We start from the raw sequence: 25,630 nt of genomic DNA, 5'->3' as shown, positions 1-25,630 counted from the left end.
TCAAGCCTCATACGGTCTCGTGCTGTTCGGATGTCCCCCTCCCTTGCCGCCGCTCTGGAGTGCCCATGGCCACGACCACCCCCGTCCATCCCGTCGACGAGGTCCCACCCGTACGGCAGTTGGCCGCCTTCGGTCTGCAGCACGTGCTCGCGATGTACGCGGGCGCGGTGGCGGTGCCGCTGATCGTGGGCAGTGCGATGAAGCTGTCGCCCGCGGACCTGGCGTATCTGATCACCGCCGATCTGCTGGTGTGCGGCATCGCGACGCTCATCCAGTGCGTGGGCTTCTGGCGCTTCGGCGTGCGGCTGCCGATCATGCAGGGCTGTACGTTCGCGGCGGTGTCGCCGATGGTGCTCATCGGTACGACGGGCGGCGGACTGCCTGCGATCTACGGGTCGGTGATCGTCGCAGGGCTCGCGATCATGCTGCTCGCTCCGGTCTTCGGCAGGCTGCTCCGCTTCTTCCCGCCGTTGGTCACCGGCACCGTCATCCTGATCATCGGTGCCTCGCTGCTGCCGGTGGCGGGCAACTGGGCCGCGGGCGGGGTCGGTGCGAAGGACTTCGGGGAGCCGAAGAACCTGGCGCTGGCCGGCTTTGTGCTGGCCGTGGTGCTGGGGGTGCAGCGATTCGCTCCGGCGTTCCTGAGCCGGATCGCGGTGCTGATCGGCATCGCGGTGGGCCTGGCGGTGGCGGTCCCCTTCGGGTTCACGGACTTCAGCGGGGTCGGCGCCGCCGACTGGGTGGGCATCAGTACACCGTTCCACTTCGGGGCGCCCAGCTTCGAGGCGTCGGCGATCATCTCGATGCTGGTCGTGGCACTGGTGACGATGACCGAAACGACCGGTGACCTGATAGCGGTCGGCGAGATGACGGGGCGCACGGTCGAGCAGCGCTCGCTGGCCGACGGCCTGCGCGCCGACGGCCTGTCGACCGTGCTGGGCGGCGTGTTCAACACCTTCCCGTACACGGCGTACGCGCAGAACGTGGGCCTTGTGGGCCTGACGCGGGTACGCAGCCGCTGGGTGGTGGCCGCCGCGGGCGGCATTCTGGTGCTGCTCGGTCTGCTGCCCAAGCTGGGCGCGATCGTGGCGGCCATTCCGGCGCCGGTACTGGGCGGTGCGGGCCTGGTGATGTTCGGGACGGTGGCCGCGAGCGGCCTCAGGACCCTCGCCCAGGTCGACTTCAAGGACAACCACAACCTCACGGTCGTGGCGGTCTCGGTGGCCGTGGGCATGCTGCCGGTCGGGGTGCCGACGGTCTACGCGAAGTTCCCGGACTGGTTCCAGACGGTGATGAACAGCGGCATCAGCGCGGGCTGCCTGACGGCGATCGTGCTGAACCTGCTCTTCAACCACCTTCCCTCGAAGGCCACTTCAGCCACCGAGCCGGACGGTCTGCCGAGCGGCGGCGGCGAGCAGGCTGTCGAGCAGCCCCGGGAAGAGATCGTCTAGGTCCTCCCGGCGCAGGCCGTTCATCTTGGCCGTGCCCCGGTAGCACTGCCGGACCACCCCCGCCTCGCGCAGCACCCGGAAGTGGTGCGTGGACGTGGACTTGGTGACCGGCAGGTCGATGCGCGAACACGAGAGCTCGCCGCCGTCGGCGGCGAGCTCTCGCACGATCTGCAGCCGCATCGGGTCGGAGAGCGCGTGCAGCACGGCTTCCAGCCGGATGTCCGCACGCTCGGGGTGCGGCAGGTCCCGGCTGCTGGCGGCGGAGGCGGCGGTACTCACGCGCCCATTGTACGAGAACCATCGTAGTTTGACATCCGACGTACTACGATGCCTATCGTACGAGGCGTCCTTCGGTCCCGCGAGAACGGAGCAGCTCGCCATGAGCGCCCTCTTCCAGCCCTTCACCCTGCGCGAACTGACCATCCCGAACCGGGTCTGGATGGCCCCGATGTGCCAGTACTCGGCCGAACCCGAGGGGCCCGGGACCGGCGCTCCGCACGACTGGCACTTCACCCACCTCGCGGCCCGCGCGACCGGCGGCACAGGCCTGATCCTCACCGAGGCCACGGCCGTGTCGCCCGAGGGCCGGATCTCCCCGTACGACCTGGGCATCTGGAACGAAACCCAGGTCGAGGCGTTCCGCCGGATCACCCGCTTCCTCGTCTCCCAGGGCACGGTCCCCGGCATCCAGCTCGCACACGCCGGCCGCAAGGCCTCGACCGACCGGCCCTGGAAGGGCGGCGCGCCGGTCGGCCCGGACGCATACGGGTGGCAGAGCCTCGCGCCGAGCGCGGTCGCTTTCGACGACAAGCACCCGGTGCCGGCCGAGCTGACGGTCGACCAGATCCGGGAGATCGTCGGCCAGTTCGCGGACGCCGCCCGCCGCGCCCTCGCAGCCGGCTTCGAGGTCGCCGAGATCCACGGCGCCCACGGCTACCTGATCAACGAGTTCCTCTCCCCGCACTCCAACCACCGCACGGACGCCTACGGCGGCTCGTACGAGAACCGCACCCGCTTCGCCCTCGAAGTCGTGGACGCCGTACGGGAGGTGTGGCCGGACGACAAGCCGCTGTTCTTCCGCATCTCGGCCACCGAGTGGCTGGCGGACGGGGGCTGGACGGCCGACGACACCGTCCGCCTCGCAGCCGACCTCCACGCCCACGGCATCGACCTCCTCGACGTCTCCACCGGCGGCAACGCCTCCGGCGTCCACATCCCGACCGGCCCCGGCTACCAGGTCCCGTTCGCGGCCCGCGTGAAGTCCGAGACCCCCCTCCCGGTCGCCGCCGTGGGCCTGATCACCGAGGCCGAACAGGCCGAGAAGATCCTGGCGAACGACGAGGCCGACGCCGTACTCCTCGGTCGCGAGCTGCTGCGCAACCCGTCGTGGGCGCGGCATGCGGCACGGGAGCTGGGCGGGGACGTGCGTGTGCCGGATCAGTACCACCGGTCGGTCTGATCAGCCGAACACGTCGATCAGCGTTGCCCGAAACCTGCAACGTTGAACCAGTCGGCACGATCCACCTCACCCCACACGTCCCACCGGCCGTCGACGAAGTTGAGGTAGCCTCCGGGCGTGCCGTCGGCCCACATGCGGCGCGGGGTCAGAGTGAGCGCCGTGGAGAGCAGGGCCGCGTCGACCTGGACCCCCAGTTCGCCGAGGTGTTGAACGAGGTCTTCCAATGCCGGACCCCGGATGCGCCCGGCTTCCTGGCCTCAACCGGCCGTACAGGCCGTCCCGTTCAGAGCGAAAGCGGTCGGCGCCGCGCTGTTGCCCGTATGGCTCGCCTGGTAGCCGATGGTGACGCTCGCGTTCGGGGCGAGTGTGCCGTCGTACGAGGCGTTCGTGGCCGTCACCTCGCCGGTCGCCGGTGTGTATGTGGCGCCCCAGCCGTTGGTGACGGCCTGTCCGGTGGGCAGTGTGAAGGCGAGCTGCCAGCCGTTGATGGTCGTCGTGCCGGTGTTGGCGATGGTCACGGAGGCGGTCAGGCCCGTGTTCCAGGCGTTGGTGGTTACGGTCACCTTGCAGGCGCCGGGCTGGGGTTGGGGTGCGGGGCCGGAGCTGTCGAGGCCGAAGAAGGTCAGCGCTCGGGACGCCATGCCGTAGGTGTAGAGGTTGTGGCCGACATCCTGGAGGCTGATGGCCTCGACGGGGGCCTGGTCACCGGTGGAGCCGTAGCGGGTGCGGGTCCAGCCGGAGGCGGGCGAGTCCGTGGCGGCGGGGGTCTGACTGACACCCAGGACGTTGGTCCACTGCTTGATCTCCTCGCCGAAGTTGGGATACCGCAGCGTTGCGTCCTCGGTGCCGTGCCACAGCTGCATGCGGGGACGGTGGCCGGTGTAGCCGGGATCTGCGGTTCGGACCAGGTCGCCCCATTCCTGCGGGGTGTGGGTGACGGTGCCGTTCGCGCAGGCGCTGTTCCACTCGGAGCCGTCGGTGGTGGCGAAGCAGCCGAAGGGCACGCCGGAGAAGGCGGCGCCGGCCGCGAACACGTCCGGGTAGTCGCCCAGCAGGACGTTCGTCATCATCGCGCCGGAGGAGATGCCGGTGGCGTAGATCCTGCTCGTGTCCGCGGAGTAGGTGCGGGTGACCCAGTCGATCATCGACTTGATGCCGACGGGATCGCTGCCGCCGCCCCGCTTGAGCGCCTGGGGCGAGGAGACGTCGAAGCACTTGCTGGCGCGGGTGACCGACGGGTAGATCACCACGAAGCCGTAGGTATCGGCCAGTTGGGCCCATTCGGTGCCGTTGTACATCGCCGGTCCGGAGCCGGTGCAGTAGTGCACGGCGACCACGACCGCGGGATGTGCGGTGACACTGTCCGGCACGTAGAGGTACATCTGGAGGTTGCTGGGGTTGGCGCCGAAGTCGGTGACCTCGGTGAGGGTCGCGGTGGGCACGGCGGTGCGTGCGGCGGCCGGGGGCGCGGTGAGGGTCACCGCGGCGAGTAACGGCACCAGTGCGGTGACCAGTGCCAGGAGCGCTGTCCGCAGCGGTCCCCTCGGGGTCGTACGGGTGCGGGTGGACACGTCCTTGCCCCTTTCTCGACAGGAGTTCTCAGCGCGAGGAGTTCGTCTGGGTCAGCAGGCCCGGGCGCCAAGGGAGTTGCCTCCAACTGGCCGGGTCCGGCTTCGGACTGACCAGCGGGCCGCCGGAGGACCAGGTGAACGGCCCGGGGAGCGGGTCCGCCCGGCCGGCTCTCCTGCCGTCGGCGGCCACCGGGTCCGGTGACAGGCCAGCGAGCCGACCGCCATCAGGAGCAGCACCAGTGCGCCGGCGAACGTACGCGTGCGCGGAGTCGTCATCGACTCGCCCCTTTCGGAACCTCTCGGAAAAGGGAACGTCCGCCCGCATGGTGACATGGACACGACTGCCATGGAAGCGCTCCCACACCACTTCCCCACAGCGCGCCCGCGACCTCCCCGCACGGTTTGAGACAGCCCTTGCCCCTCACCTGGCCTTCCCTGATGCCTTCTGCGCAAAGCGTTGACTAGAAAGCGCTTGCCCCCTACGTTCCGTTCAGCAGTGTGACCGACGGGCCTCCTTGCGGGCCTACATGGCCAGCCCTGCTCGCGCGCGGAGTTCAGCAGTACGTACATCGTTCACGTACACGATCGAGCAAGTCCTCCTGAAGGGACGCACCCGCATGCGTACTCACCCCCCACGTACACACGCGCAAAGGTCCGCCCTGGTGGTGGCCGCGGCGGCCACCCTCGCGACGGTGTCCGCCCTCACGCTTCCCCAGTCGGCCGGGGCGGCCGAGTCCTCGCCGGTCGGGTTCGGCGCCGGGACGACCGGCGGCGGGAGCGCCACCGCGGTCACCGTCTCGACGCTGGACGCCTTCAAGTCGGCGGTCTCCGGCAGCACCGCGAAGGTCGTCAAGGTCAACGGCCTGATCTCGCTGAGCGGTCAGGTCGACATCGGCTCCAACACCACGGTGCTGGGCGTCGGTTCGTCCTCCGGGTTCACCGGCGGCGGGCTGCGTCTGAAGAAGGTGTCCAACGTCGTCATCCGCAACCTGAACCTCAGCAAGGCAGTCAAGACGGACGCGATCACCGTCCAGGCCTCGACGAAGGTGTGGATCGACCACAACTCGCTGTCGTCGGACCGCGACCACGGCAAGGACTACTACGACGGCCTGGTCGACATCACCCACGGCGCCGACTACGTCACCGTCTCCTGGAACACCTTCAAGGACCACTACAAGGGCTCGCTCGTCGGGCACAGCGACAACAACGCGAGCGAGGACACCGGGCATCTGCGGGTGACGTACCACCACAACTGGTTCAACAACGTCAACTCCCGCATCCCCAGCCTGCGTTTCGGCACCGGGCACTTCTACGACAACTACGTCGTCGGCGCCGAGACCGCGGTGCACTCCCGCATAGGCGCCCAGATGCTCGTGCAGAACAACGTGTTCCGCGACACCCAGGTCGCCGTCACCACCAACCGCGACAGCGACGAGGACGGCTACGCCAACCTGTCCGGAAACGACCTCGGCGGAGCCGCGACCGAGATCTCGCAGGTCGGCACCTTCACCAGTCCGCCCTACAGCTACGCCGCCGAGCCCGCCTCGTCCGTCGTCGCCTCGGTGACCGGCGGCGCGGGCGCCGGAAAGCTCTGACCACCCCCCACCCTCAGGAAGGCATCGGGACATGACTTCACCAGCACTTCCGCGCGCCCGCCGGCGCGCACTCGCCGGAGGCCTGGCCGCACTCGGCCTCTCGGTTGGCATGATCATGACGGATGGCGCTTCGCCTGCGAACGCCGCCACCTGGCCCACCGCGAACGGCAGCCAGGCCGTCACCGCCACCATCAAGCTGTCCGGCACCAAGGACTACGGGATGAAGCGCCTCTACGGCAGCGGCGACCTGGGCACCGGCGGCCAGAGCGAGAACCAGGACCCGATCCTGGACCTGGCGGCCGGCACCGTCCTGAAGAACGTCATCATCGGCGCCCCCGCCGCGGACGGCATCCACTGCGAGGGCAGCTGCACGCTGCAGAACGTGTGGTGGGAGGACGTCGGCGAGGACGCGGCGACGTTCCGGGGCTCCTCGTCGTCCAACGTGTACACCGTCTCCGGGGGTGGCGCGAAGGAGGCCAGCGACAAGGTGTTCCAGTTCAACGGCGCCGGGACGCTGAACGTCTCGAACTTCGCGGTGCAGAACTTCGGCAAGCTGGTGCGCAGTTGCGGCAACTGCAAGACGTAGTACAAGCGGACCATCAACCTCAACACCATCGAGGCGACCTACAAGGGCAGTGCGCTGGTCGGGATCAACACCAACTACGGCGACAGCGCGACCCTGAAGAAGATCACCATCGTCGGGGACAGCAGCAAGAAGATCGTGCCCTGCCAGAAGTACATCGGGAACAACACCGGGGCGGAGCCGCCCAAGAACGGCTCGGGTCCCGACGGCACCTACTGCAAGTACGCAAGCTCGGACATCACCTACAAGTAGGCCCCCCACGGTGAACCCGGCCGTACGAAGCGCACCCGCACGGCGCTTCGTACGGCCGCCGTCGCGTCAGTGCCCGATCGACCGGGTGATCTCCCCCTGGTACGCCGCGTACGCGGCACGCAGCGTCGCTCCCGGCCAGTCGGCGGGAAGGAGTTCGGGCGGCAGCACGGGGTCGGCGAGCAGGTGGCGGACGACCGCGGCGAAGGCGGTGAAGCGGTCGGCCGGGCGGTGCGCCTCGGCGACATGGGCGAGCAGGGAGCGGGCGGTGGCGGCCCAGGCGTCCAACGGCCAAAGCTGCGCGGCCAGTTGGCGCGCGGGCCGGTCGGGGCGGGCCGTGTAGGACTGGGCCACCTGCTCCAGGTCGGCCGGCAGCGGGCGGCTGAGGTTGGCGGGGCGAAGCCAGACGCCCTCGCGGAGTTCGGCCAGGCGCAGGGTGGTCAACCGGGTGCGCAGGTCGGCGCGTTCGGCGGGGCCGCGGCCGGTCGCCGTGACCACCACCATCTCCCAGTCGCCGTCCCACGCGCGCGTGCGGGCGTCCACCGCGTCGTCCTGGCGGCGCTGGCGGGCCAGCAGGCGGTCGCTGAGCCGGTAGACGGCGTCGGTGCGGCGCAGGTCACCGGCGGCCACCATCCGGCTGAGGGCGGCACGCAGCGTGGAGCCGCCGACACCGAAGGGCTCCACCGCGCGGACGAGCTCCTTCACCGGAAGCTCCGGCGGATGCGTGCCCAGCAACAGGCTCAGCACGACCGACCGCGCGGACAGCGGCGGCAGGTCGACCTCACCGGGCTGCACCGACATGTTCATCCGCATGGGCAGGTACTTTACGTGCGCACTTCTTGTTGCAATATTGCTACGACCGCAGAAGAGGTGCAACATGGCGGCATGGTCTCGACACCCGCGCCCGCGCAGCCCCGCCGGCAGTACGCCACGCACGACGTCACCAACCAGCCTCCCGCCCTGACGCCGTACGACGCCTCCGAGGACACCGCCCTGCTGGAGGGGCTGCGTCGGGAGGGCGCCGGATGGGCCGAGGACGGCATCCGGCAGCTCGGGCTGCGGGCCGGGAGTGCCGAGGCGCAGGAGTGGGCCGAGCAGGCCAACGTCCACGAGCCGGTGCTGCGCACGCACGACCGCTACGGCAACCGCGTCGACGAGGTCGACTTCCATCCGAGCTGGCACCATCTGATGCGGACCGCGGTCGCCGAGGGACTGGCCGCCACGCCGTGGGCGGAGGACCGGCCCGGAGCCCATGTCGCCCGTACCGCAGGCGGGTTGGTGTGGGGGCACACCGACGCCGGGCATGGCTGTCCCACGTCGATGACGTACGCGGCCGTACCCGCCCTGCGCGCCGAGCCCGAGCTCGCGAAGATCTACGAACCCCTGCTGACCAGCCGGGAGTACGAGCCGGGGCTCCGCGTGCCGACCGAGAAGCGCGGTCTGCTCGCCGGTATGGGGATGACCGAGAAACAGGGCGGCTCCGACGTCCGTACGAACACCACCACCGCGTGGCCGACGGCCGAGCCCGGCGTGTACCAGCTGCGCGGGCACAAGTGGTTCACGTCGGCGCCGATGTGCGATGTGTTCCTGGTGCTGGCGCAGGCCCCGCAGGGCCTGTCGTGCTTCCTGGTGCCGCGGATCCTGCCCGACGGGAGCCGCAACACCTTCCGCATCCAGCGGCTCAAGGACAAGCTGGGCAACCGGTCCAACGCCTCCTCGGAACCGGAGTTCGACGGGACGGTGGCCTGGCTGGTCGGGCCGGAGGGCCGAGGCGTCAAGACGATCATCGAGATGGTCAACTGCACCCGGCTCGACTGCGTGATGATGTCGGCCACGCTGATGCGCAAGACGCTCGTCGAGGCGGGCCACCATGTGCGCCACCGCAGCGCGTTCGGGGCGCGACTGGTCGACCAGCCGTTGATGCGCAACGTCCTTGCGGACCTCGCGCTGGAGTCCGAGGCCGCCACGACGCTCACCCTGCGGCTGGCGGGCGCCGCGGACCGGGCAGTGCGCGGGGACTCCGGTGAGGCGGCGTTCCGGCGGATCGCCACCGCCGTCGGCAAGTACTGGGTGACCAAGCGGGGCCCGGCCTTCACCGCGGAGGCCCTGGAGTGCCTCGGCGGCAACGGCTATGTGGAGGAGTCGGGCATGCCCCGCCACTACCGCGAGGCTCCGCTGCTGTCGATCTGGGAGGGCTCCGGGAACGTCAACGCCCTTGATGTACTACGGGCGTTGAAGCGTGAGCCGGGTACCGCGCAGGCCCTCTTCGACGAACTCGCCCTGGCGCAGGGGGCGGACGCCCGGCTGGATGCCGCCGTCGCCCGGCTCGAGGGCCTGCTGGTCACCGGGTCCGAGTCCGGTGCGCGCCGCCTGGTGGAGCTGATGGCGCTGACCCTGCAGGCCTCCCTCCTGGTCCGGCACGCCCCGCCCGCCGTCGCCGACGCCTTCTGCGCGACCCGGCTGGGCGGCGACTGGGGACACGCCTTCGGCACGCTGCCCGACTCCGCCGATCTGGACGCTGTGCTGAACCGTGCGCTGCCGGGCGGGGGTTGAGCCGTAGCGGACGCATGTCGGTCGTGAGTGCGCTGCCTGCTCCGCCGCCCACTGCGCGGGCCACGCCAAGGTGACGCTGCCGCCTGCCGGGAGCGCGTGCCGGCGGGTGGCGAACGCGTCCAGGCGGGTCAGGATGCGTTCGACGAGCTGCGGGTCACCGATGGCCGGCTCCCGCGAGGCGAGCCGGTCGGGGAGTTCCGTGCTCAGCCCCGCCCGCAGCCGCCACAGCGGCGCGCACACGGAGGGCGGCGCCTCGGACCGGGCCATGTCCGCATGCTCGGCCCTGCCCGGCGGCCGCTTCGCCTCCCGTCGCGCCTGACGCTTCCTGATCGCCGGATCGGCTGCCCAGAAGATGTTGTTCCGGCCGGCGGCGATCCGGCCGAAGACGCCGCCGGGCAGCCCCGCCTCGGCCTCGACCAGGGAGTGCACCGCGTCGTGGGGCCGCCAGTCGTCGTAGCCGGGCCCGTGGCGCGGAGCCAGTTCCGGCCCGCGTTCGCGTACGACGGTCATCCGGTAGCGGCCCCGGGGCACCTTGGTGAACGTCACGTCCATGGCCCGCACGCCGGCCACCGCCGCGGGAAGATCACCCGGAATTACCGCACGTGAGACGCCGGTGCCGGACGTCCGGCGCCCTGCCGGGCCGGTGGGTGAACCGCGGACGAATTCTGGCTTTTCCTCCGGTCAGGACCCGGTCAGGAACGCCGTCGCACTCCGGCGGCCTGCTTAGGATCATTCGACGCCGCCTCGTTCGTACGACTTCCAGGAGGCCCGGCATGCCCGAAACCGCGGTCGGCGCCGAAGCCGCATCCGGTCCCGCAGCGCCCCCGCCCCATCCGGCCCGGCGGCGCACCGTGCTGCTCGCCGGCGGTGCCCTGGCCGTGGCGGCAGCGGTGGCGGCAGGCGTGCTGGCTGCCGGTGGTTCCGGCGGGGGCGCCCACGCGGCGAGGGCGGCCGACGGGCTGCGGCGCACCACCGTCGAGGTCACGTCCGCCCACTGCGGCCGCGGCTGGACCCACCCCGAACCCGGCCGTCAGGTCTTCGAGCTGCACAACACCTCCGGCACGGCGGCCGAGGTCTATCTGACCGACCCGCAGACGGGCGCCGTCTACGGCGAGATCGAGGGACTCGCCCCGGGCACCGAACGCCCGATACGCGTGACGCTCGGCAACGGCACGTACGCCTTCAAGTGCCTGCCCGACGACGCCGACGCCGTCACCGGCCCCACCGTGCACATAACCGGCGGGCACGTGCGGAGCGGTCCGGCCGCCGTCCCGGTGACCCAGCAGCAGCTCATCCCGCCCACGCTCGCCTACCAGAAGTGGATCCAGGCCCGCACGGTCGAGCTGGCGGACAAGACCGACGTCCTGCGCGACGCGATCGACCGCGGGGACCTCGCGGCCGCCCGCGCCGCCTGGCTTCCCGCGCACCTCGTGTACGAGCGGATGGGCGCCGCCTACGGCACCTTCGGCGACGCGGACTCGGCGATCAACGGGACCACGGCGGGGCTGTCCGGCGGGGTGCACGACGCGGACTTCACGGGGTTCCACCGGGTCGAGTACGGGCTGTGGCACGGCGAGTCGCCGAGCAGTCTGCGCGGGCCGGCCGCCCGGCTCGCCAAGGCCGTGCACGCCCTGCGCGACAGCTGGCCCGACCAGCGGATGGATCCGGCCGATGTCGGCCTGCGCGCGCACGAGATCCTGGAGAACACCGTGCAGTTCGAGCTGACGGGCCGTACCGACTACGGCAGCGGCAGCAATCTGGCCAGCGCCCGCGCCAACCTCGACGGCACCCGCGTGCTGCTCGGGTATCTGCGGCCGTTGCTGAAGACCCGCGACACGGGCCTGTCCGGCCTCGACTCCTGGCTGGCCCGCACCCGACGCACGCTCGACGGCTGCGATCGCGACGGCCACTGGACACCGCTGGACCGACTCACGCGCACGCAGCGCGAGAAGATCGACGCCGACCTGGGCGAGCTGGTCGAGCGGCTCTCCGCCGTGGCCGCCCTCACCGACGTACGGAGGACCGCGTGAACCCGGCGCACAACATCGCACGCCGCGGCTTCCTCGCCGGCACGGCGGCCGTGGCGGGGACCGGGCTCATGGCCGCCGACCACCAGACCGCCTCCCCGCAGCCCCACACCCAGCACAAGACCACCGACACCGACCCGGGCAAGCCGCCCGAGCAAACCTCCACCCTGGCCACCCCCACCGACATCCGGAGGACCGCGTGAATCCGGCACACGACATCGCACGCCGCGGCTTCCTCGCCGGCGCAGCCGCCGTGGCCGGGACCGGGCTCGTGGCCGCCGACCACCAGACCGCCTCCGCCGCCGCGCAGCCCCGCGAGAGTGCGAGCGTGGGCTTTCACGGGCGGCACCAGGCCGGCATCGTCACTCCGGCGCAGCGCGCCACGGCGTTCGTGTCCTTCGACTCGACCGCGGACAACCGCCGTGAACTGGCAGATCTTCTGCGGACGTTGACGGACCGGGCCCGGTTCCTCACGTCCGGTGGCAGTCCGGACGAGCTGGGCATCACCGCCCCGCCCGCCGACTCCGGCACGCTCGGCCCGGAGGTCCCGGCGGACGCCCTGACCTGCACCGTGGGCGTCGGCGCCGCGCTCTTCGACGAACGGTACGGCCTGGGCTCCCGCAGGCCCCACCGGCTCACCACCATGCCGTCGTTCCCCGATGACGACCTGGATGCCGCCTGGTGCCACGGCGATCTGAGTGTGCAGCTTTGCGCCGCCAACCAGGACACGGTGCTGCACGCCCTGCGCGACATCACCCGGCACACCCGCGGCGGCATGCAGGTGCGCTGGCGCATGGACGGCTTCATCAGCCCGCCCCGCCCTGCCGGCACGCCCCGCAACCACATGGGGTTCAAGGACGGCATCGCCAACCCCGACCGGCGCGACGCCCGGGCGATGGACCGCCTGGTGTGGGTGGGCAGCGGCGCGGGTGAGCCGGACTGGGCGGTCGGCGGCAGTTATCAGGTCGTACGGCTGATCCGCATGCTGGTGGAGTTCTGGGACCGGGTCTCGATCAGCGAGCAGGAGCGGATGTTCGGCCGCGCGCGGGACACCGGAGCACCCCTGGACGGACGCCACGAGAGCGACACCCCCAACTACCCGCAGGACCCCCAGGGCGATGTGATCCCCCTGGACAGCCACATCCGGCGGGCCAATCCGCGCACCGGCGCCACCGACGAGCAGCGCATCCTGCGGCGCGGCTACAACTACGACCGCGGCACCGACAGCAACGGCAACCTCGACATGGGCCTGCTGTTCTGCTGCTACCAGCAGGACCTTGCCCGCCAGTTCGAGACTGTGCAGAAGCGGCTGGCCGGCGAGCCTCTGGTCGACTACATCACCCCGTTCGGCGGCGGCTACTTCTTCGCCCTGCCCGGGGTGCGGGACGGCTCCGACTGGCTGGGGCGCACCCTGCTGGCCTGATCCCGCCCTCGCCGTACTGGTCAAGAACACGCCAAAGGACAATGAGGAATTCCTGACCGAACATTCGCTGACCCGTCATTGCCGCTCCGCCGCACCGCCGCCACCATTGCCCAGGATCCAGCCGTAGATGCCATGGCCACGGATACCGCGGCCATGGGATGCAGTGGAACTCAGTGCTCTCGGAAGGCGAGACAGCATGATCGGCACAGGTAGAACCTCAAGGGCGCGGCGCAGGTTGACCCGCGTGGGCGCCCTGCTCGGTGCGGCCGCCCTGGCGAGCGCGGGCGGTGCCGTCCCCGCCACGGCGGCCTCCGGCGGTCAGAGCCACTCCGGCGCCCACACCGCGACACCGATCAAGCACCTGGTGGTGATCTACGACGAGAACATCTCGTTCGACCACTACTTCGCCACCTATCCGAAGGCCGCCAACACCGACGGCACCACCTTCAAGGCAGCGGCGCACACCCCGAAGGCCGACAACCTCCTCAACGCCGGGCTGCTGACGAACAACCCGAACCTCTACAAGCCCAAGCGGCTGGCCAGTTCGCAGGCCATGACCTGCGACCAGAACCACTCCTACGGCCCCGAGCAGTACGCGGCCGACGGCGGCAAGGCCGACAAGTACGTCGAGAACACCGAGGTCAACAAGTGCAGCGGGCTCTTCGGCGAGCCCGGCCTGGTGATGGACTACTACGACGGCAACACCGTCACCGCGCTGTGGAACTACGCCCAGCACTACGCCCTGAACGACAAGTCGTTCAGCTCGGTCTACGGGCCCTCCACCCCCGGCGCCCTCAACCTGATCTCGGGCCAGACCCACGGCGTGATCTCCGTCGACCCGGCCTCCGGCACGGAGAACCCGAAGCAGACCTCGACGCCGGACCCGTACACGGTCCTCTCCCCCGACGCCAAGGGCGTCGGCACGCTGGTCAACGACCCGGACCCCGCGTTCGACGACTGCTCGGACAAGGACCACACCTCGACCAACGCGCTGGCGGTGATGCAGGGCAAGAACATCGGTGACCTGCTCAACTCCAGGGGTGTGAGCTGGGGTTGGTTCCAGGGCGGCTTCCGGCCCAGCACCGCCTGGGACGGCAAGCAGGGCGACTACGCCAAGTGCGGCGGGACCACCCACGCCAACATCGGCGGCGCCGCGTCGGAGGACTACAGCCCGCACCACTCGCCGTTCGAGTACTACAAGTCGACGTCCAACCCGCACCACCTGGCCCCCAAGAGCGTCGCCGAGATCGGACACGGCGGCCGGGCCAACCACAACTACGACCTGACGGACTTCGACGCCGCCCTCAAGGCCGGCAGCCTGCCCGCGGTGAGCTTCCTGAAGGCGGCCGAGTACCAGGACGGTCACGCCGGCTACTCGGACCCGACGGACGAGCAGCACTTCCTGATCAAGGAGATCAACGCGCTGCAGCAGTCGCCGCAGTGGAAGTCCACCGCGGTCGTTCTCGCCTACGACGACTCCGACGGCTGGTACGACCACGTGGCCGCCAAGGTGCTCAACGGCTCCAAGGACTCCACCACAGGCTCCAACGGCAAGGCCCTGGACAGCCCCGCCTGCCAGTCCGGCCCGGCCCCGGCCGGCGGCTACGCGGACCGCTGCGGCCCCGGCACCCGGCAGCCGCTGCTGGTCATCTCCCCCTACAGCAAGGTCAATTCGATCGACCACACCGCCACCGAGCAGGCGTCGATCACCAGGTTCATCGAGAACAACTGGCACACCGGCCGCATCGGTGACGCCTCCTTCGACCGGCGCTCCGGCACCCTGAGCGGCCTGTTCGACTTCAAGCACCCCAACAACAAGCAGGTGCTGCTGAACACGGACGGCTCGGTCAAGTCCGTGAAGGGCATCCCGCACCACAGCGGGACGGTCACCGCCGTCTCCGCCCAGGGCGCCTACCCGCCCTACGTCCAGGACCTCAAGGCGCAGAACGTCGCCGACACCGGCTCGGCCTCCCCGGCCCTGCCGATAGCCGTCGCCGCCGGTCTGCTCACCGCCGGCGCCACCGGCACCGCCTTCGCCCTGCACCGCCGCAAGCGGCGCATCGGGCCCGCGGCCGCGGCCCGGTAGGAGCCTGTATCGGATGGGCCGCGGGCACTCGTCCGCGGCCCATCCGCGCTGTTCAGGACGGATGCCCCGGGCGGGTGACGGCGAGCAGGACGAGCGCCAGGGCCTGGATGGCCACAGTGACGACGATCAGCGCCGGGATCGAGCGGGCGTACAGGGCTCCCGCGAGGATGCCGCCGACCAGCGTGCCCGCGCCCACCACGGCGGCGAACACGCCATACGCGGTGGCGCGGCGCCTGGGCGGGACGAGGTCGGCGACAGTGGCCCGCAGGGTCGATTCCTGTACGCCCATGGCGGCACCCCAAAGCAGCGCGCCGGCCACGACCAGAGCGACGGTGTCGGTGAAGGCCAGCAGGGGCACGCCGGCGGCGAGGACGGGCAGGACGGCCAAGGTGCGGGCGCCGTACCGGTCGTAGGCCCAGCCGGTGGCCAGCGCGGCGAGCGCGTCGGCGCCCATGGCGGCGGCGTACAGCACCGGCACCGCGGCGGTGGGCAGCAGATGCCGCTCGACCAGGTGGTAGGAGAGCACGCCGAAGGTCGCGAACCCGGCCAGCGTCGCGGCCGTGAACGCGGCGTACACCCAGAAGGTGCGCGGCAGCGGCGCCCGTCCGCCCTGCGCGACGGCGGCCGTGGGTTCCGCTCCGGGTTCGTAGGCGGCCGGATCCGGCACCCGGTGGCGCAGCCACACCAGCAGGGCCAGTACGGCGACTCCGGGGGCGGCCAGGACGCCCAGCGCGGGCGCGTAGTCGTCGCCGGTGGCGGCCAGCATCCCGGCCACGACCAGCGGGCCGATGAGCGCTCCGACCTGGTCCATCGCCTCATGGACGGCAAAGCCGCGGCCGCGGCCGGTGGCGGCGGTGGCGTGCGACAGGAGGGTGTCCTTGGCCGGTGAACGCACCGCCTTGCCGACGCGTTCGGCGATCACCAGCGCGCTCGCCGCCCACAGCACCCCGGTCAGACCGAGTACCGGCACGGAGACCACCGTGAGCGTGTATCCGGCGATCGTCCACGTCCAGAAGCGGCGGGTGCGGTCCGTCAGCGGCCCGGAGACCAGCCGCAGCACCAGCGCCGCGGCCTCGCCGACGCCGGTGACCACGCCGACGACCAGGGCGGACGCACCGAGCGAGGCGAGCAGGGGGCCGGTGATCGAGCGGGCGCCCTCGTAGACGAAGTCGGCCAGCAGGCTGACCGTGCCGAAGACGAGGACGAACCGCCACGGACGCATCCCCGGCCCGGCCGCCGCGGACTCCGGTGTGACCTTGCCGCCCGTCCCGCGCATGCCCGTGGCGCTCCTCGCCCGGCGTGCGGCACCTCGTCGCCCTGCGCGAACGGGCGCACACCGCCTCGTACGACGGTAGCTGCACCCTTCGGGCCGAGTGCGGCCGGGCGGGCGGCGGGCTCGACTGCTGAGCGCCCGCGCCCGCCCGGCTCGGCGCGGTCGTCGCGGCTACTCCGTCCGGGTGGCGTCGGGTGTCGGGATGTCGCCCGGCTCCTGTTCCTCCGTTCCGGTCAGGAAGGGCGAGATGAACAGCCGGTAGATTGCGGCGCCGAGCGGGCCGCCGACCAGGGGCCCGACGATCGGCACCCAGAAGTAGAGGTTGCCGTACTGGTCCCGCCAGGCGGTCCCGTACCCGGTGAAGTAGCTGGCGAGCCGCGGTCCCAAGTCGCGGGCCGGGTTGATGGCGTAACCGGCGTCGGTGCCCCAGGCCATGCCGATCGCCACGACCAGCAAACCGATGATGAACGGGGCCAGGTTGGCGCCGGGCGGGGTGTTGAGCAGGTCGGTGACGGCGAAGATGACCAGGACCAGGATGGCGGTGCCGATCACCTGGTCGCGCAGGGCGCCCAGTTCGCTCACCGGCAGGGCGCCGTTGCCCGGGAGGGTGGAGAAGACGCCCTGGGTCTTGATGGTGTGGCCGGGGTCGGCCTTGGCCAGGACCTCGGTGTAGTTCCAGCGCACCAGCAGCGCGGCGACGAAGGCGCCGGCGAACTGCGCCACCCAGTACGGGACGACCTTCTTCCACTCGAAGCCCTTGAAACAGGCCAGAGCCAGCGTGACTGCGGGGTTGATATGGGCGCCGCTGAGCCGGGCGGCGACGTACACGCCCATCGTGACGCCGAGGCCCCAGGCCCAGGCGATGCTGTCGTGGTCGCCGATGCCGGCGGCCACGACCTGGGCGACCACACCGCAGCCGAAGAGGATCAGGATCATGGTGCCCAGGAACTCCGCCGACAGTTCGCCGACCAGTCCCCTTCTGGAAGTCTGCTCCGCCATGGGAGGCACCGCCTTCCGCCAGAAATGGTTGTGTCCGCGAGGGTAGTTGTCAGGCGCGAGGCGTCCAGGGGCCCAGCATCAACTGGAGCAACCGCCACCACTTCTGCCCTGAGCCAACGCCTGGATGCACCGCCGCCGGGGCGTCCCCTACGACCATGGCACAGCGTCCACGAGCCCGCAGCGCGGCGCCCTGCCGCGGCGCCGTCGCGAGCCGGGATCGTCAGCTCGTCTTGCGCCCCCACAGGGGACCGAAGCGGGCCCATTCCGTGTCCCACCGGGACATGCGGCGGCGTTCCAGGCGCCCGCACAGGACGCGGCCGCCGATGAAGGGGACGGCCGCGGCGCTCATGCCCACCAGGACGCCGATCAGCGAGGAACGCAGCTGGGCCTGGGCGGCGGTGGCGGGCCTGGAGACCAGATGGCCCTGCGGGTCGGTCCAGATGGTGACCGCCGTGCCGGCGCCGCTGCCGGGGCCGACCCGGACCTGCCCGGTGTGCGTGGAGCCGTCCGGTGCGGTCCAGCGCACGTTCCCCCACACCTGTTCGCCGCTGGACGTGGGGATGTGGTCGGAGGCCGTTCCGGGCGCCTTCTCCGTCAGCCGGGCCACGACCTGCCGCCACTCGACCCGCTCACGGGCCAGACCGTCCTCGACCGACCTCGTCGCCGTCAGACCTGCGAGCACCCCGGCCAGGACGGTGACCAGCCAGGCACCGAGCACGACCCATGCCTCCACCGCGTCGGCGCGACGCTTGAGCGGGTTGCGCCGCCAGCGCCACAGCCACACCTTCGGACCACGGAACGCCATCGAAGGCATCCTCCTCATGAGCGCACGATCATCCGGAACCTCCCTCCCATACGGGCGAAGGCCGCTGGATGCTCAGGTCGACTCCACGGACTCGACGGTCGCACGAGTCCCGTCGCTCGCGCAGGCGTCTGCGCAAAGGGGGCCGGTTATCGCCGCTCAAGCCGCCGACACCGCTCTGACCTGCGGCGACTGCGATCCCAGAGGTGACTGTCAGTGGCGGGGTGCAGACTGGCCGGTGTCTGGGGCAATGACGCCGAAAGCACAGCGGAGGTGATCGGCATGACCGAGGTACTGCTCGCCGTGGGCACGCGCAAGGGCCTGTTCATCGGGCGTCGGCGCGGTGGCGCATGGGAGTTCGACGAGACTCCTTACTTCAACGCGCAGGCCGTGTACTCGGTCGCGGTCGACACCCGCGGCGATCGTCCGCGCCTGCTGGCCGGCGGCGACAGCGCCCACTGGGGCCCGTCCGTGTTCCACTCCGACGACCTGGGCCGCACCTGGACGGAACCGGCGCAACCGGCCGTCAAGTTCCCCAAGGACACGGGGGCTTCGCTGGAGCGGGTGTGGCAGCTGCATCCGGCGGCCGCGGAACAGGACGTGGTGTACGCGGGCACGGAACCGGCCGCGCTGTACCGCTCCGAGGACCGCGGGGAGACCTTCGAGCTGGTCCGCCCCCTGTGGGAGCACCCCACCCGTTCGAAGTGGGTGCCGGGCGGCGGCGGTGAGGGCCTGCACACCGTGCTCACCGACAAGCGCGACCCGCAGGCGGTGACGGTCGCCGTGTCGACGGCCGGGGTGTTCAAGACCACTGACGGCGGAGCGAGTTGGGCGCCGTCCAACTCCGGTGTCTCCGCGGTGTTCCTGCCCGATCCGAACCCGGAGTTCGGGCAGTGCGTCCACAAGATCGCCCAGGATGGGGCGACCCCGGACCGGCTGTACCTGCAGAACCACTGGGGCGTGTACCGCAGCGACGATGCGGGCGCCCACTGGAGCGACATCGGCGAAGGCCTGCCGTCCACCTTCGGCTTCGCCGCGGCCGCCCACCCGCGCCGCGGCGACACGGCGTACGTGTTCCCGATCAACGCGGACGCGGACCGGGTGCCCGCCGGCCACCGCTGCCGGGTCTTCCGCACGGCCGACGCGGGCAAGAGCTGGGAGCCACTGTCGGCCGGCCTGCCGCAGGAGGACCACTACGGCACGGTGCTGCGCGACGCGCTGTGCACCGACGGCGCGGATCCCGCGGGCGTGTACTTCGGCAACCGCAACGGCGAGGTGTACGCATCGGCCGACGACGGCGACAGCTGGCGGCAGTTGATGTCGCATCTGCCGGACGTGCTGTGCGTACGGGCAGCGGTGGTCGGATGAGCCGGATGAGTCCGGCGGGGGGACCGCAGGGCCATGGCCACCGGTTGATCTCCGTCGCCCGTACGGCAGTAGGGTGACGCCCGTGGCACCACGACCGTTGCATGAAATCGTCGAGGCGGGCTGGGCGAAGGCCCTGGAACCCGTGGCCGGACGGATCGCCGGGATGGGGGACTTCCTGCGGGCGGAGATCACCGCGGGGCGCACCTATCTTCCGGCCGGACCGAATGTTCTGCGGGCCTTCCAGCAACCCTTCGACGACGTACGCGTCCTGATCGTCGGACAGGATCCGTATCCGACGCCGGGGCATGCGGTGGGGCTGTCGTTCTCGGTGGCGCCCGAGGTGCGTCCGCTGCCCGGCAGTCTCATCAACATCTTCCGGGAGCTGAACACCGACATAGGAATGCCGCAGCCCTCCAACGGCGATCTGACGCCATGGACCCAGCAGGGCGTGCTGTTGCTCAACAGGGCGCTCACCACCGCCCCGCGCAAGCCGGGTGCGCACCGCGGCAAGGGCTGGGAGGAGGTCACCGAGCAGGCCATTCGCGCCCTGGCCGGGCGTGGCAAGCCCCTGGTGTCGATCCTCTGGGGCCGGGACGCCCGCAACCTGCGCCCGCTGCTCGGCGCTCTCCCGTCGGTGGAGTCCGCCCACCCGTCCCCGATGTCGGCCGACCGCGGCTTCTTCGGCTCGCGTCCCTTCAGCCGGGCCAACGACCTCCTGGTCGGACAGGGCGGACAGCCGGTGGACTGGCGCCTGCCGTGAGGGGTGCGGGGGACGGATCGGGTACGGACGCGGCGGGGCACGGGGCGCGGGCGGGCACGACCGGAATCCTCGCGGTCGACTCGGGGGGCTCGGGTCTGCGGGTCGTCGTCAAGAGAGCGGACGGCGGTCCACCGGCCCAGCGGGAGTCCCGGGAGCCGGTGCGGACCGGAGCCCGGGGAATCGATCCCGGGCACCTGATGGCCCAACTGGTGCCGATGGTGCGGGCGTTGACCGCCGAGACCGGTGTCTCCGCGCTGAGCACGGCCGCCGTGGGTGCCGCCGGCCTGGCATCCCTGGGCGACGCCCTGCGCGCCGAACTCCCCGGTGCGCTGGGGCGGGAGTTCGGCATCCGTTCCGTCGCCCTGGTCGCCGACGCCGTCACCGCCTATGTCGGCGCCCTCGGGCCACGCCCCGGTGCCGTGGTCGCCGCCGGTACGGGCCTGATCGCCGTGGGCACCGACCTGACGTGCTGGCGCCGCGCGGACGGCTGGGGGCATCTGCTGGGCGACTGCGGCAGCGGCGCCTGGATCGGGCGGGCCGGGCTGGAGGCCGCCCTGCGCGGCCACGACGGCAGACCGGGCGGTTCGACCGGGCTGCTGGCCCGCGCCGAGGAGTTGTTCGGTCCGATGCCGGGGCTGCCGGGCAGGCTCTACCCCCGCCAGGACCGCCCCGCCGTTCTCGCCTCCTTCGCACCCCAGGTGGCCGCCTGCGCCGACGGCGACCCGGTCGCCGCGGGCATCCTGCGCGCCGCGGCCCGGCACATGGCCGAGTCGGCGGCCGCGGTCTGCCCGGCCGCGGGAGAGCCCCGAGTGGCCGTCACGGGCGGCCTGTTCAAGATGGGGGACCCCCTGCTCGTCCCCCTGGGGGAAGAGGTGTCGCAGCGGTTGCCGCATGCGCCGCTGGTGCCGGCCTGCGGCGATCCGCTGGCGGGCTCGGTGCGTATCGCCGACGATCTCGCGGCGGGAACACTCACTCTCCCGAGTGATGCGGCGATGTTGTCCGTGGTGACCGGCGCCGGGGACTGATCACCGCACGCCGCAAGCTTCTGATCCGCATGTAACTCATCAGACAAAATGGGACAGAAACCGCTCACCTGCACCCTCCCCGAACAGGGGAGCCCAGGAAGCCAGTAACATGCGTCGCCATGAGCTCCCCCACTGGGCCCGCGTCCGGCCTGCCAGTACGAATGCCGCGACCTCGCCAGCCCGGGCGGCACCGCCGACCCGAGCCCCTGGCGGCTCCCGAGGGCGCGCCCGCGCTCGTCCTCGCGGTGCCGGGGACTCCCGGCGCCCCCACCCGCAGCCTCGCCGAGGAGGTCGTGAGCATCGCCCGCTCCGAGCTCCCCGGCCTCGATGCGCGGATCGGGTACCTGGACGGGGACGAAGGGGAGTTCCCCACGCTGCAGGCCGTGCTCGCGCATGCAGCCGAGGAGCGTGCGGCCCGCTTCGAGCACGCCCGCGCCGCCGGCCTGGACGTCAAGGAGCCGGACGGGCCCGTCGCCGTCGTCGTGCCGCTGCTGGCCGGCCCGGACGGCGCGCTGCTGCGCCGTATCCGCCAGGCCGTGATGGACAGCCGCGTGGCGGCCGACCTGACCGATGTGCTGGGCCCGCACCCGCTGCTCGCCGAGGCGCTGCACGTGCGCCTGTCGGAGGCCGGTCTGGCCCGCGCCGACCGCGCCCGCCTGTTCACGGTGGCGACCGCGGCGGACGGCATCATCCTGGCCTCGGTGGGCGGTGACGAGGCCGTTCAGGCGGCCGGGATCACCGGCATGCTGCTCGCCGCGCGTCTCGCCGTGCCGGTGATGGCGGCGGCTCTGGACCAGGACGGCTCGATCGCGGCCGTCGCCGAGCAGCTGCGCGGCTCGGGCTCGCAGCAGCTGGCGCTCGCGCCGTACCTGATAGGGCCGGAGATCGACCCGGGCCTGATCGAGGCGGCGGCCAAGGAGGCGGGCTGCTCCGCCGCCGAGGCGCTCGGCCCCTACCCGGCGATCGGCAAGCTCGCGCTGGCCAAGTACACGACGGCCCTGGGCATCGCCCCGCCGCAGCCGCAGGGCACGCCGGTCCGCTGACGCGCACGCCGGCACCGCACGAAGGCACGAACACCGAAGGGCCCGCTCCACGCACCGGAGCGGGCCCTTCGCCGTGCGGCACGGCTGCGGAGCGGCTCCGCCCACTGTGCCGATCTGCGGCTTCGTCGCGGGGCCGCGATTGGCTGTGGATCGCCTGCGGGCCTGTCGTGGCTGGTCGCGCAGTTCCCCGCGCCCCTTCGGGGCGCGACTGCGTATCGACATGCGGCTCCGCCGCGTGGCGGCGGGCTTCGCCCGACCGGCTTGGCCCGGCCGCTCGCCGCTGCGCTCAGCCGAAGACCACGCAGGACGCGGCAGGGACCGCGAGTGCGCCCTCGTAGCGCGGCAGTCCCGTGTCCGGGTCGAGCGCGAACCAGGTCACCTCGCCGGAGCGCTCGTTCGCGGCATAGAGGAATCCTCCCGACTCGGCGATCGCGCGGGGCCAGTGGCCGCCGCAGGGGACCGTGCCGATCAGCCGCAGCTCCTCCCCCTCGACGGCGAACGTGGACAGGACGTCCTCGCCGCGGGTGGCGGTCCACACGAAGCGGCCGTCGGGCGAGGCGACGATGCCGGACGGGTAGGCGTCGCCGGTCGGGGCGCCGGGCAGCACCTGCCGCTCGGTCAGCGGCTCCAGGGAGCCGCCCAGGGCGTCCCAGCGGCAGACAGTGACGGTCGGCGTCAGCTCGTTGAGGACGTACGCGTGCGTGCCGTCCGGGTGGAAGGCCAGGTGGCGCGGTCCGCAGCCGGGCCGCAGGGCGATCTCCCGGTGCAGTTCGAGGCGGCCGTCGGTCAGCGTGCACACACGGACCGAGTCCGTGCCGAGGTCGACGCTGACGGCCCACCGCCCGCTCGGATCGGGCTGCACCTGGTGGGCGTGCGGCCCCTGCTGGCGGAGGGTGTGCGGGCCGGAGCCCTTGTGCTGCAGGACGTCCGACGCGGCGCCCGCGAGGGTGCCGTCGGAGCGGACCGGCACGGCGGTGACACTGCCGGAGCCGTAGTTGGCGGTGAGGACATGACCGGCGAAGACGCTGAGGTGCGTGGGGCTGTTCCCGCCGACCGGGACCGGCGCGCCCGCCTTCTCCGGCCGGTCCCCCGTCACCCGGTACGCGGCCACCGCGCCCTCGGCGGTCTCGCTGACCGCGTAGAGGGTACGCCCGTCGGGCGCCGGCACCAGGTACGAGGGATCGGGTACGCCGTCCACCCTGCTCAGGGCGGTCAGCGCGCCGCCCTGAGCAGCCACGGCCGCGGTCACGATCCCGGGGCCTCCCGCTGCCGTGAACGACCCGATGAAGGCCCTCCGTCGCCGCCCGCCGCCGTCTGTCACCGCAGTCCCCTCTCGGTCCTGTGCCGTCGGGGCGACGTTAGCAGTCGATCACCAGCGGTCTAGACCATACGCGGGGGATTTGACCGGGCCGCAATGGACGCGGCCCCTGTCTCGCCGCGCGCCCGGGCGAGGGCCTCGGGGTGGTGGACGTAGCCGGGGCGGCACTCCACGGTGTCGTAGGTGCGATGGAAGACGGGTGTGGTGCTGCCCGAGATCGGCGGCACGATCCAGGACCAGTCGGCGCCCACCCGGCGGCCCTTGCGCTCCTCGCGGCCGAGGTGGTCGATGAAGCGCCGGGACTCGGTGTGGTGGTCGGTGACGGTGACGCCCGCGCGGTCGAAGGAGTGCAGCACCGAGCGGTTCAGCTCGACGAGTGCGCGGTCCTTCCAGAGGGTGCGGTCGGTGCGGGTGTCGAGGCCGAGGCGGCCTGCGATGTGCGGCAGGAGGTCGTAGCGGTCGGCGTCGGCGAGGTTGCGGGCGCCGATCTCGGTGCCCATGTACCAGCCGTTGAACGGGGCCGCCGGATAGCAGATCCCGCCGATCTCCAGGCACATGTTGGCGAGCGCGGGCACCGCGTGCCAGCGCAGTCCGAGCGTCTGCCACCACGTGTATTCGGGATGAGTGAGGTCGACCTCGAGTACGGCGTCTTCCGGTACGTCGAACCAGTCGGGCCGGTCCTCACCGGCGCCCTGGACGATCAGCGGCAGGACGTCGAAGGGGGTGCCGGGACCGCCGGGCCAGCCCAGGCGGAGGGCGAGGGCGGTGATGCCGGTGTTGCGCGGGTCGCCGGTGACCCTGCCGTCGGGGCGGGCGTAGCCGGCGTAGCGGACGAGCTGTTCGTTCCAGATGCGCGGTCCGGGGCGGCCGGGTTCGTCGGGCGCGAAGACCGAGATGAGAGCGCGGATCCGGCCGTCGCGGGTGGCCTCCCGCAGATGGTCGGCGGACGCTTCGGCCACGGCGTCCGCGCCGCGCACGTCCCGCAGGTCGCGCACGCGCAGGGAGCGCCAGTACAGGCGCCCTATGCACCGGTTGGCGTTGCGCCAGGCCACCCGGGCGCCGAAGACGAGTTCCTGGGTGGTGTGGCGGTACGTGCCGGTGGCCGCGATCTCGGCGTGCGCGGCGGCGATGCGGCGGGCGGGGTCGCCGAGCCGTTCCTCGGTGTGGTGCAGGGTGAGGAACTCGGCGGCGGCGCGCAGGAGTTCGTACGGCGGCGGATCGCGCCGAACGGGGACGGGCGGGCCGCCGGTGAGCACCCGCCCCTGAAGTCCGGTCACTTGGGCGACTGCGGAACGTGCCCCTCGGGCCCCTGGACAACCATCGGCCTCGACCCTCTCCAGCCACCCGCCGGGATCGTCCGCCCGGGGCGGCGGGCAGCCTCCGGCGTCCTCGGCCACAGGTTTCCCATGTCCGTTGCTACGTGGGAAGTTCCGCATGGTGCACCCCCAGGCGGCTCGCCCGCGGGCCGCTCCCGCACGGCCCGCGGGGGTCGGGCGTCCGATAGCGGCGGGATTACCCATCGTGTGGCCTGATCCACCCTCTAGGTGGCCGATAAAAGTGCCTCGGGGCGGAGCCGAGGGCTTGGGCTACGTCGATGGGGGCACGTCCCCGAAAGTGTGGGCGAACAGCTTGCTGACCACCTTCCACGTCCCCCCGATACGCGCGAGCTGGAAGTAGTCGATGAAGGAGAGCGACCCCCAGTAGCCCTCCTCGGCCACCACGGCCGCGGCCGCGTCTCCCGTCTGCTGTACCGAGAGGATGCGCGCCCGATGGCTGCCCGTGTCGCCCGGTTCCTTTGCGGCCAGTTCGATGAACTCCGCGATGGGCATGTCGTAGCGGGTGCCCGCGACCGAGCCGAACATCCGGGCGTCCGGGTGCGAGGCCTCCTTGAGCTTCGCGGTGTCGCCCTTCGCCTCGCCGTCGAGGAAGAGCTGCACGACCCCGCGCACCTCGTCGTACTGGCGGACTGTGTCCGGGCCGGCCTGGCTGTCAGGTGCCTGTGCCATGACGCCACCTCTTTTGCTTTCCCGGTGCCGCGTCGACCG

23 protein-coding genes and 1 pseudogene are annotated in these 25,630 nt (G+C 71.7%); 14 read left to right on the top strand and 10 right to left on the bottom strand.

Annotated elements, in window-relative coordinates; all coding sequences use genetic code 11:
- Window positions 1–65 precede the first annotated feature (65 nt).
- Window positions 66–1,451, top strand: a complete 1,386-nt coding sequence (locus ACFY10_RS36305; protein ID WP_390669504.1) for a nucleobase:cation symporter-2 family protein — start codon at window positions 66–68, stop codon at window positions 1,449–1,451.
- Here the strand turns inward: ACFY10_RS36305 and ACFY10_RS36300 are convergent.
- Complete coding sequence (locus ACFY10_RS36300; protein ID WP_390669503.1) at window positions 1,374–1,730, bottom strand: ArsR/SmtB family transcription factor; 357 nt, start codon at window positions 1,728–1,730, stop codon at window positions 1,374–1,376. The genes ACFY10_RS36305 and ACFY10_RS36300 overlap by 78 nt on opposite strands.
- A 100-nt stretch (window positions 1,731–1,830) precedes the next feature.
- Between ACFY10_RS36300 and ACFY10_RS36295 the strand changes: the two genes are divergently transcribed.
- Window positions 1,831–2,910 carry an NADH:flavin oxidoreductase/NADH oxidase gene (locus tag ACFY10_RS36295; RefSeq protein ID WP_390669502.1) on the top strand — a complete coding sequence of 360 codons (1,080 nt, stop codon included), beginning with the start codon at window positions 1,831–1,833 and terminating at the stop codon, window positions 2,908–2,910.
- A 17-nt stretch (window positions 2,911–2,927) separates the two neighbouring features.
- Here ACFY10_RS36295 and ACFY10_RS36290 read toward each other — a convergent pair whose 3' ends face one another.
- A complete protein-coding gene (locus ACFY10_RS36290) occupies window positions 2,928–3,134 on the bottom strand; it encodes a hypothetical protein (RefSeq protein ID WP_390669501.1) in 207 nt (68 codons plus the stop codon).
- A gap of 33 nt (window positions 3,135–3,167) precedes the next feature.
- Window positions 3,168–4,481, bottom strand: a complete 1,314-nt coding sequence (locus ACFY10_RS36285) for a PHB depolymerase family esterase (RefSeq protein WP_390669500.1) — start codon at window positions 4,479–4,481, stop codon at window positions 3,168–3,170.
- 617 nt (window positions 4,482–5,098) lie between these two features.
- On the opposite strand from ACFY10_RS36285, the gene ACFY10_RS36280 reads away from it, so the two are divergent.
- Window positions 5,099–6,076, top strand: coding sequence for a polysaccharide lyase family 1 protein (locus tag ACFY10_RS36280; protein ID WP_390669499.1), 978 nt, complete (start codon window positions 5,099–5,101; stop codon window positions 6,074–6,076).
- A 31-nt stretch (window positions 6,077–6,107) separates the two neighbouring features.
- A pseudogene (locus ACFY10_RS36275) lies at window positions 6,108–6,911 on the top strand (pectate lyase).
- 66 nt (window positions 6,912–6,977) lie between these two features.
- Here ACFY10_RS36275 and ACFY10_RS36270 read toward each other — a convergent pair.
- Complete coding sequence (locus tag ACFY10_RS36270; protein ID WP_390669498.1) at window positions 6,978–7,721, bottom strand: PaaX family transcriptional regulator C-terminal domain-containing protein; 744 nt, start codon at window positions 7,719–7,721, stop codon at window positions 6,978–6,980.
- 72 nt (window positions 7,722–7,793) lie between these two features.
- Here ACFY10_RS36270 and ACFY10_RS36265 point away from each other — a divergent pair, with 72 nt between their 5' ends.
- From ACFY10_RS36265 to ACFY10_RS36240, 6 genes are all read left to right on the top strand, one after another.
- A complete protein-coding gene (locus tag ACFY10_RS36265; protein ID WP_390669497.1) occupies window positions 7,794–9,461 on the top strand; it encodes a DNA alkylation response protein in 1,668 nt (555 codons plus the stop codon).
- Between the two features lie 133 nt (window positions 9,462–9,594).
- Window positions 9,595–9,780, top strand: coding sequence for a hypothetical protein (locus tag ACFY10_RS36260; RefSeq protein ID WP_390669496.1), 186 nt, complete (start codon window positions 9,595–9,597; stop codon window positions 9,778–9,780).
- 454 nt (window positions 9,781–10,234) lie between these two features.
- Window positions 10,235–11,491, top strand: coding sequence for an EfeM/EfeO family lipoprotein (locus ACFY10_RS36255; protein ID WP_390669495.1), 1,257 nt, complete (start codon window positions 10,235–10,237; stop codon window positions 11,489–11,491).
- A complete protein-coding gene (locus ACFY10_RS36250; protein ID WP_390669494.1) occupies window positions 11,488–11,691 on the top strand; it encodes a twin-arginine translocation signal domain-containing protein in 204 nt (67 codons plus the stop codon). The genes ACFY10_RS36255 and ACFY10_RS36250 overlap by 4 nt, the downstream gene beginning before the upstream one ends.
- Window positions 11,688–12,911, top strand: a complete 1,224-nt coding sequence (gene efeB / locus ACFY10_RS36245; RefSeq protein WP_390669493.1) for an iron uptake transporter deferrochelatase/peroxidase subunit — start codon at window positions 11,688–11,690, stop codon at window positions 12,909–12,911. The genes ACFY10_RS36250 and efeB overlap by 4 nt, the downstream gene beginning before the upstream one ends.
- A gap of 196 nt (window positions 12,912–13,107) precedes the next feature.
- Window positions 13,108–14,997: a phospholipase C gene (locus ACFY10_RS36240; protein WP_390669492.1), complete on the top strand. Its 1,890-nt coding sequence runs from the start codon at window positions 13,108–13,110 to the stop codon at window positions 14,995–14,997.
- Window positions 14,998–15,049: 52 nt separating this feature from the next.
- Here the strand turns inward: ACFY10_RS36240 and ACFY10_RS36235 are convergent, their stop codons facing one another.
- The 3 genes from ACFY10_RS36235 to ACFY10_RS36225 form a co-directional block, all read right to left on the bottom strand.
- Window positions 15,050–16,273, bottom strand: a complete 1,224-nt coding sequence (locus ACFY10_RS36235) for an MFS transporter (RefSeq protein WP_390669491.1) — start codon at window positions 16,271–16,273, stop codon at window positions 15,050–15,052.
- Between the two features lie 168 nt (window positions 16,274–16,441).
- Window positions 16,442–17,269 (bottom strand): MIP/aquaporin family protein, encoded by an 828-nt coding sequence (locus ACFY10_RS36230; RefSeq protein ID WP_390669490.1) that lies wholly within the window; start codon window positions 17,267–17,269, stop codon window positions 16,442–16,444.
- A gap of 220 nt (window positions 17,270–17,489) precedes the next feature.
- Window positions 17,490–18,074, bottom strand: a complete 585-nt coding sequence (locus ACFY10_RS36225) for a hypothetical protein (protein ID WP_390669488.1) — start codon at window positions 18,072–18,074, stop codon at window positions 17,490–17,492.
- A gap of 213 nt (window positions 18,075–18,287) precedes the next feature.
- On the opposite strand from ACFY10_RS36225, the gene ACFY10_RS36220 reads away from it, so the two are divergent.
- From ACFY10_RS36220 to ACFY10_RS36205, 4 genes are all read left to right on the top strand, one after another.
- Window positions 18,288–19,439 (top strand): WD40/YVTN/BNR-like repeat-containing protein, encoded by a 1,152-nt coding sequence (locus tag ACFY10_RS36220; RefSeq protein WP_390669487.1) that lies wholly within the window; start codon window positions 18,288–18,290, stop codon window positions 19,437–19,439.
- A gap of 82 nt (window positions 19,440–19,521) precedes the next feature.
- Window positions 19,522–20,199: a uracil-DNA glycosylase gene (locus ACFY10_RS36215; RefSeq protein WP_390669486.1), complete on the top strand. Its 678-nt coding sequence runs from the start codon at window positions 19,522–19,524 to the stop codon at window positions 20,197–20,199.
- A 65-nt stretch (window positions 20,200–20,264) separates the two neighbouring features.
- On the top strand, window positions 20,265–21,224 hold the full coding sequence (locus ACFY10_RS36210) for an N-acetylglucosamine kinase (RefSeq protein ID WP_390669542.1): 960 nt from the start codon (window positions 20,265–20,267) through the stop codon (window positions 21,222–21,224).
- 119 nt (window positions 21,225–21,343) lie between these two features.
- A complete protein-coding gene (locus ACFY10_RS36205; protein WP_390669485.1) occupies window positions 21,344–22,267 on the top strand; it encodes a sirohydrochlorin chelatase in 924 nt (307 codons plus the stop codon).
- Window positions 22,268–22,553: 286 nt separating this feature from the next.
- Here ACFY10_RS36205 and ACFY10_RS36200 read toward each other — a convergent pair whose 3' ends face one another.
- The 3 genes from ACFY10_RS36200 to ACFY10_RS36190 form a co-directional block, all read right to left on the bottom strand.
- Window positions 22,554–23,588, bottom strand: a complete 1,035-nt coding sequence (locus ACFY10_RS36200) for a lactonase family protein (RefSeq protein ID WP_390669484.1) — start codon at window positions 23,586–23,588, stop codon at window positions 22,554–22,556.
- 59 nt (window positions 23,589–23,647) lie between these two features.
- Window positions 23,648–24,784 (bottom strand): nitric oxide synthase oxygenase, encoded by a 1,137-nt coding sequence (locus ACFY10_RS36195; RefSeq protein WP_390669541.1) that lies wholly within the window; start codon window positions 24,782–24,784, stop codon window positions 23,648–23,650.
- 387 nt (window positions 24,785–25,171) lie between these two features.
- Window positions 25,172–25,591, bottom strand: a complete 420-nt coding sequence (locus ACFY10_RS36190) for a nuclear transport factor 2 family protein (protein WP_390669483.1) — start codon at window positions 25,589–25,591, stop codon at window positions 25,172–25,174.
- Between the last annotated feature and the right edge of the window lie 39 nt (window positions 25,592–25,630).

This window comes from Streptomyces sp. NPDC001401 (genome assembly GCF_042895385.1).
GTDB lineage: Bacteria > Actinomycetota > Actinomycetes > Streptomycetales > Streptomycetaceae > Streptomyces.
Note: the sequence above shows the minus strand (reverse complement) of the source record. Positions and strands in the feature narration are given on the sequence as shown.

What these genes read in the sequence shown, in the direction of transcription:
- ACFY10_RS36265 (WP_390669497.1), top strand. Translation starts at nt 7,794, where the DNA reads ATGGTCTCGACACCCGCGCCCGCGCAGCCCCGCCGGCAGTACGCCACG.
- ACFY10_RS36305 (WP_390669504.1), top strand. Translation starts at nt 66, where the DNA reads ATGGCCACGACCACCCCCGTCCATCCCGTCGACGAGGTCCCACCCGTA.
- ACFY10_RS36230 (WP_390669490.1), bottom strand. Translation starts at nt 17,269, where the DNA reads ATGGCGGAGCAGACTTCCAGAAGGGGACTGGTCGGCGAACTGTCGGCG.
- ACFY10_RS36255 (WP_390669495.1), top strand. Translation starts at nt 10,235, where the DNA reads ATGCCCGAAACCGCGGTCGGCGCCGAAGCCGCATCCGGTCCCGCAGCG.
- ACFY10_RS36280 (WP_390669499.1), top strand. Translation starts at nt 5,099, where the DNA reads ATGCGTACTCACCCCCCACGTACACACGCGCAAAGGTCCGCCCTGGTG.
- ACFY10_RS36295 (WP_390669502.1), top strand. Translation starts at nt 1,831, where the DNA reads ATGAGCGCCCTCTTCCAGCCCTTCACCCTGCGCGAACTGACCATCCCG.
- ACFY10_RS36225 (WP_390669488.1), bottom strand. Translation starts at nt 18,074, where the DNA reads ATGGCGTTCCGTGGTCCGAAGGTGTGGCTGTGGCGCTGGCGGCGCAAC.
- ACFY10_RS36235 (WP_390669491.1), bottom strand. Translation starts at nt 16,273, where the DNA reads ATGCGCGGGACGGGCGGCAAGGTCACACCGGAGTCCGCGGCGGCCGGG.
- ACFY10_RS36270 (WP_390669498.1), bottom strand. Translation starts at nt 7,721, where the DNA reads ATGCGGATGAACATGTCGGTGCAGCCCGGTGAGGTCGACCTGCCGCCG.
- ACFY10_RS36190 (WP_390669483.1), bottom strand. Translation starts at nt 25,591, where the DNA reads ATGGCACAGGCACCTGACAGCCAGGCCGGCCCGGACACAGTCCGCCAG.
- ACFY10_RS36205 (WP_390669485.1), top strand. Translation starts at nt 21,344, where the DNA reads ATGAGCTCCCCCACTGGGCCCGCGTCCGGCCTGCCAGTACGAATGCCG.
- ACFY10_RS36240 (WP_390669492.1), top strand. Translation starts at nt 13,108, where the DNA reads ATGATCGGCACAGGTAGAACCTCAAGGGCGCGGCGCAGGTTGACCCGC.
- ACFY10_RS36260 (WP_390669496.1), top strand. Translation starts at nt 9,595, where the DNA reads ATGCGTTCGACGAGCTGCGGGTCACCGATGGCCGGCTCCCGCGAGGCG.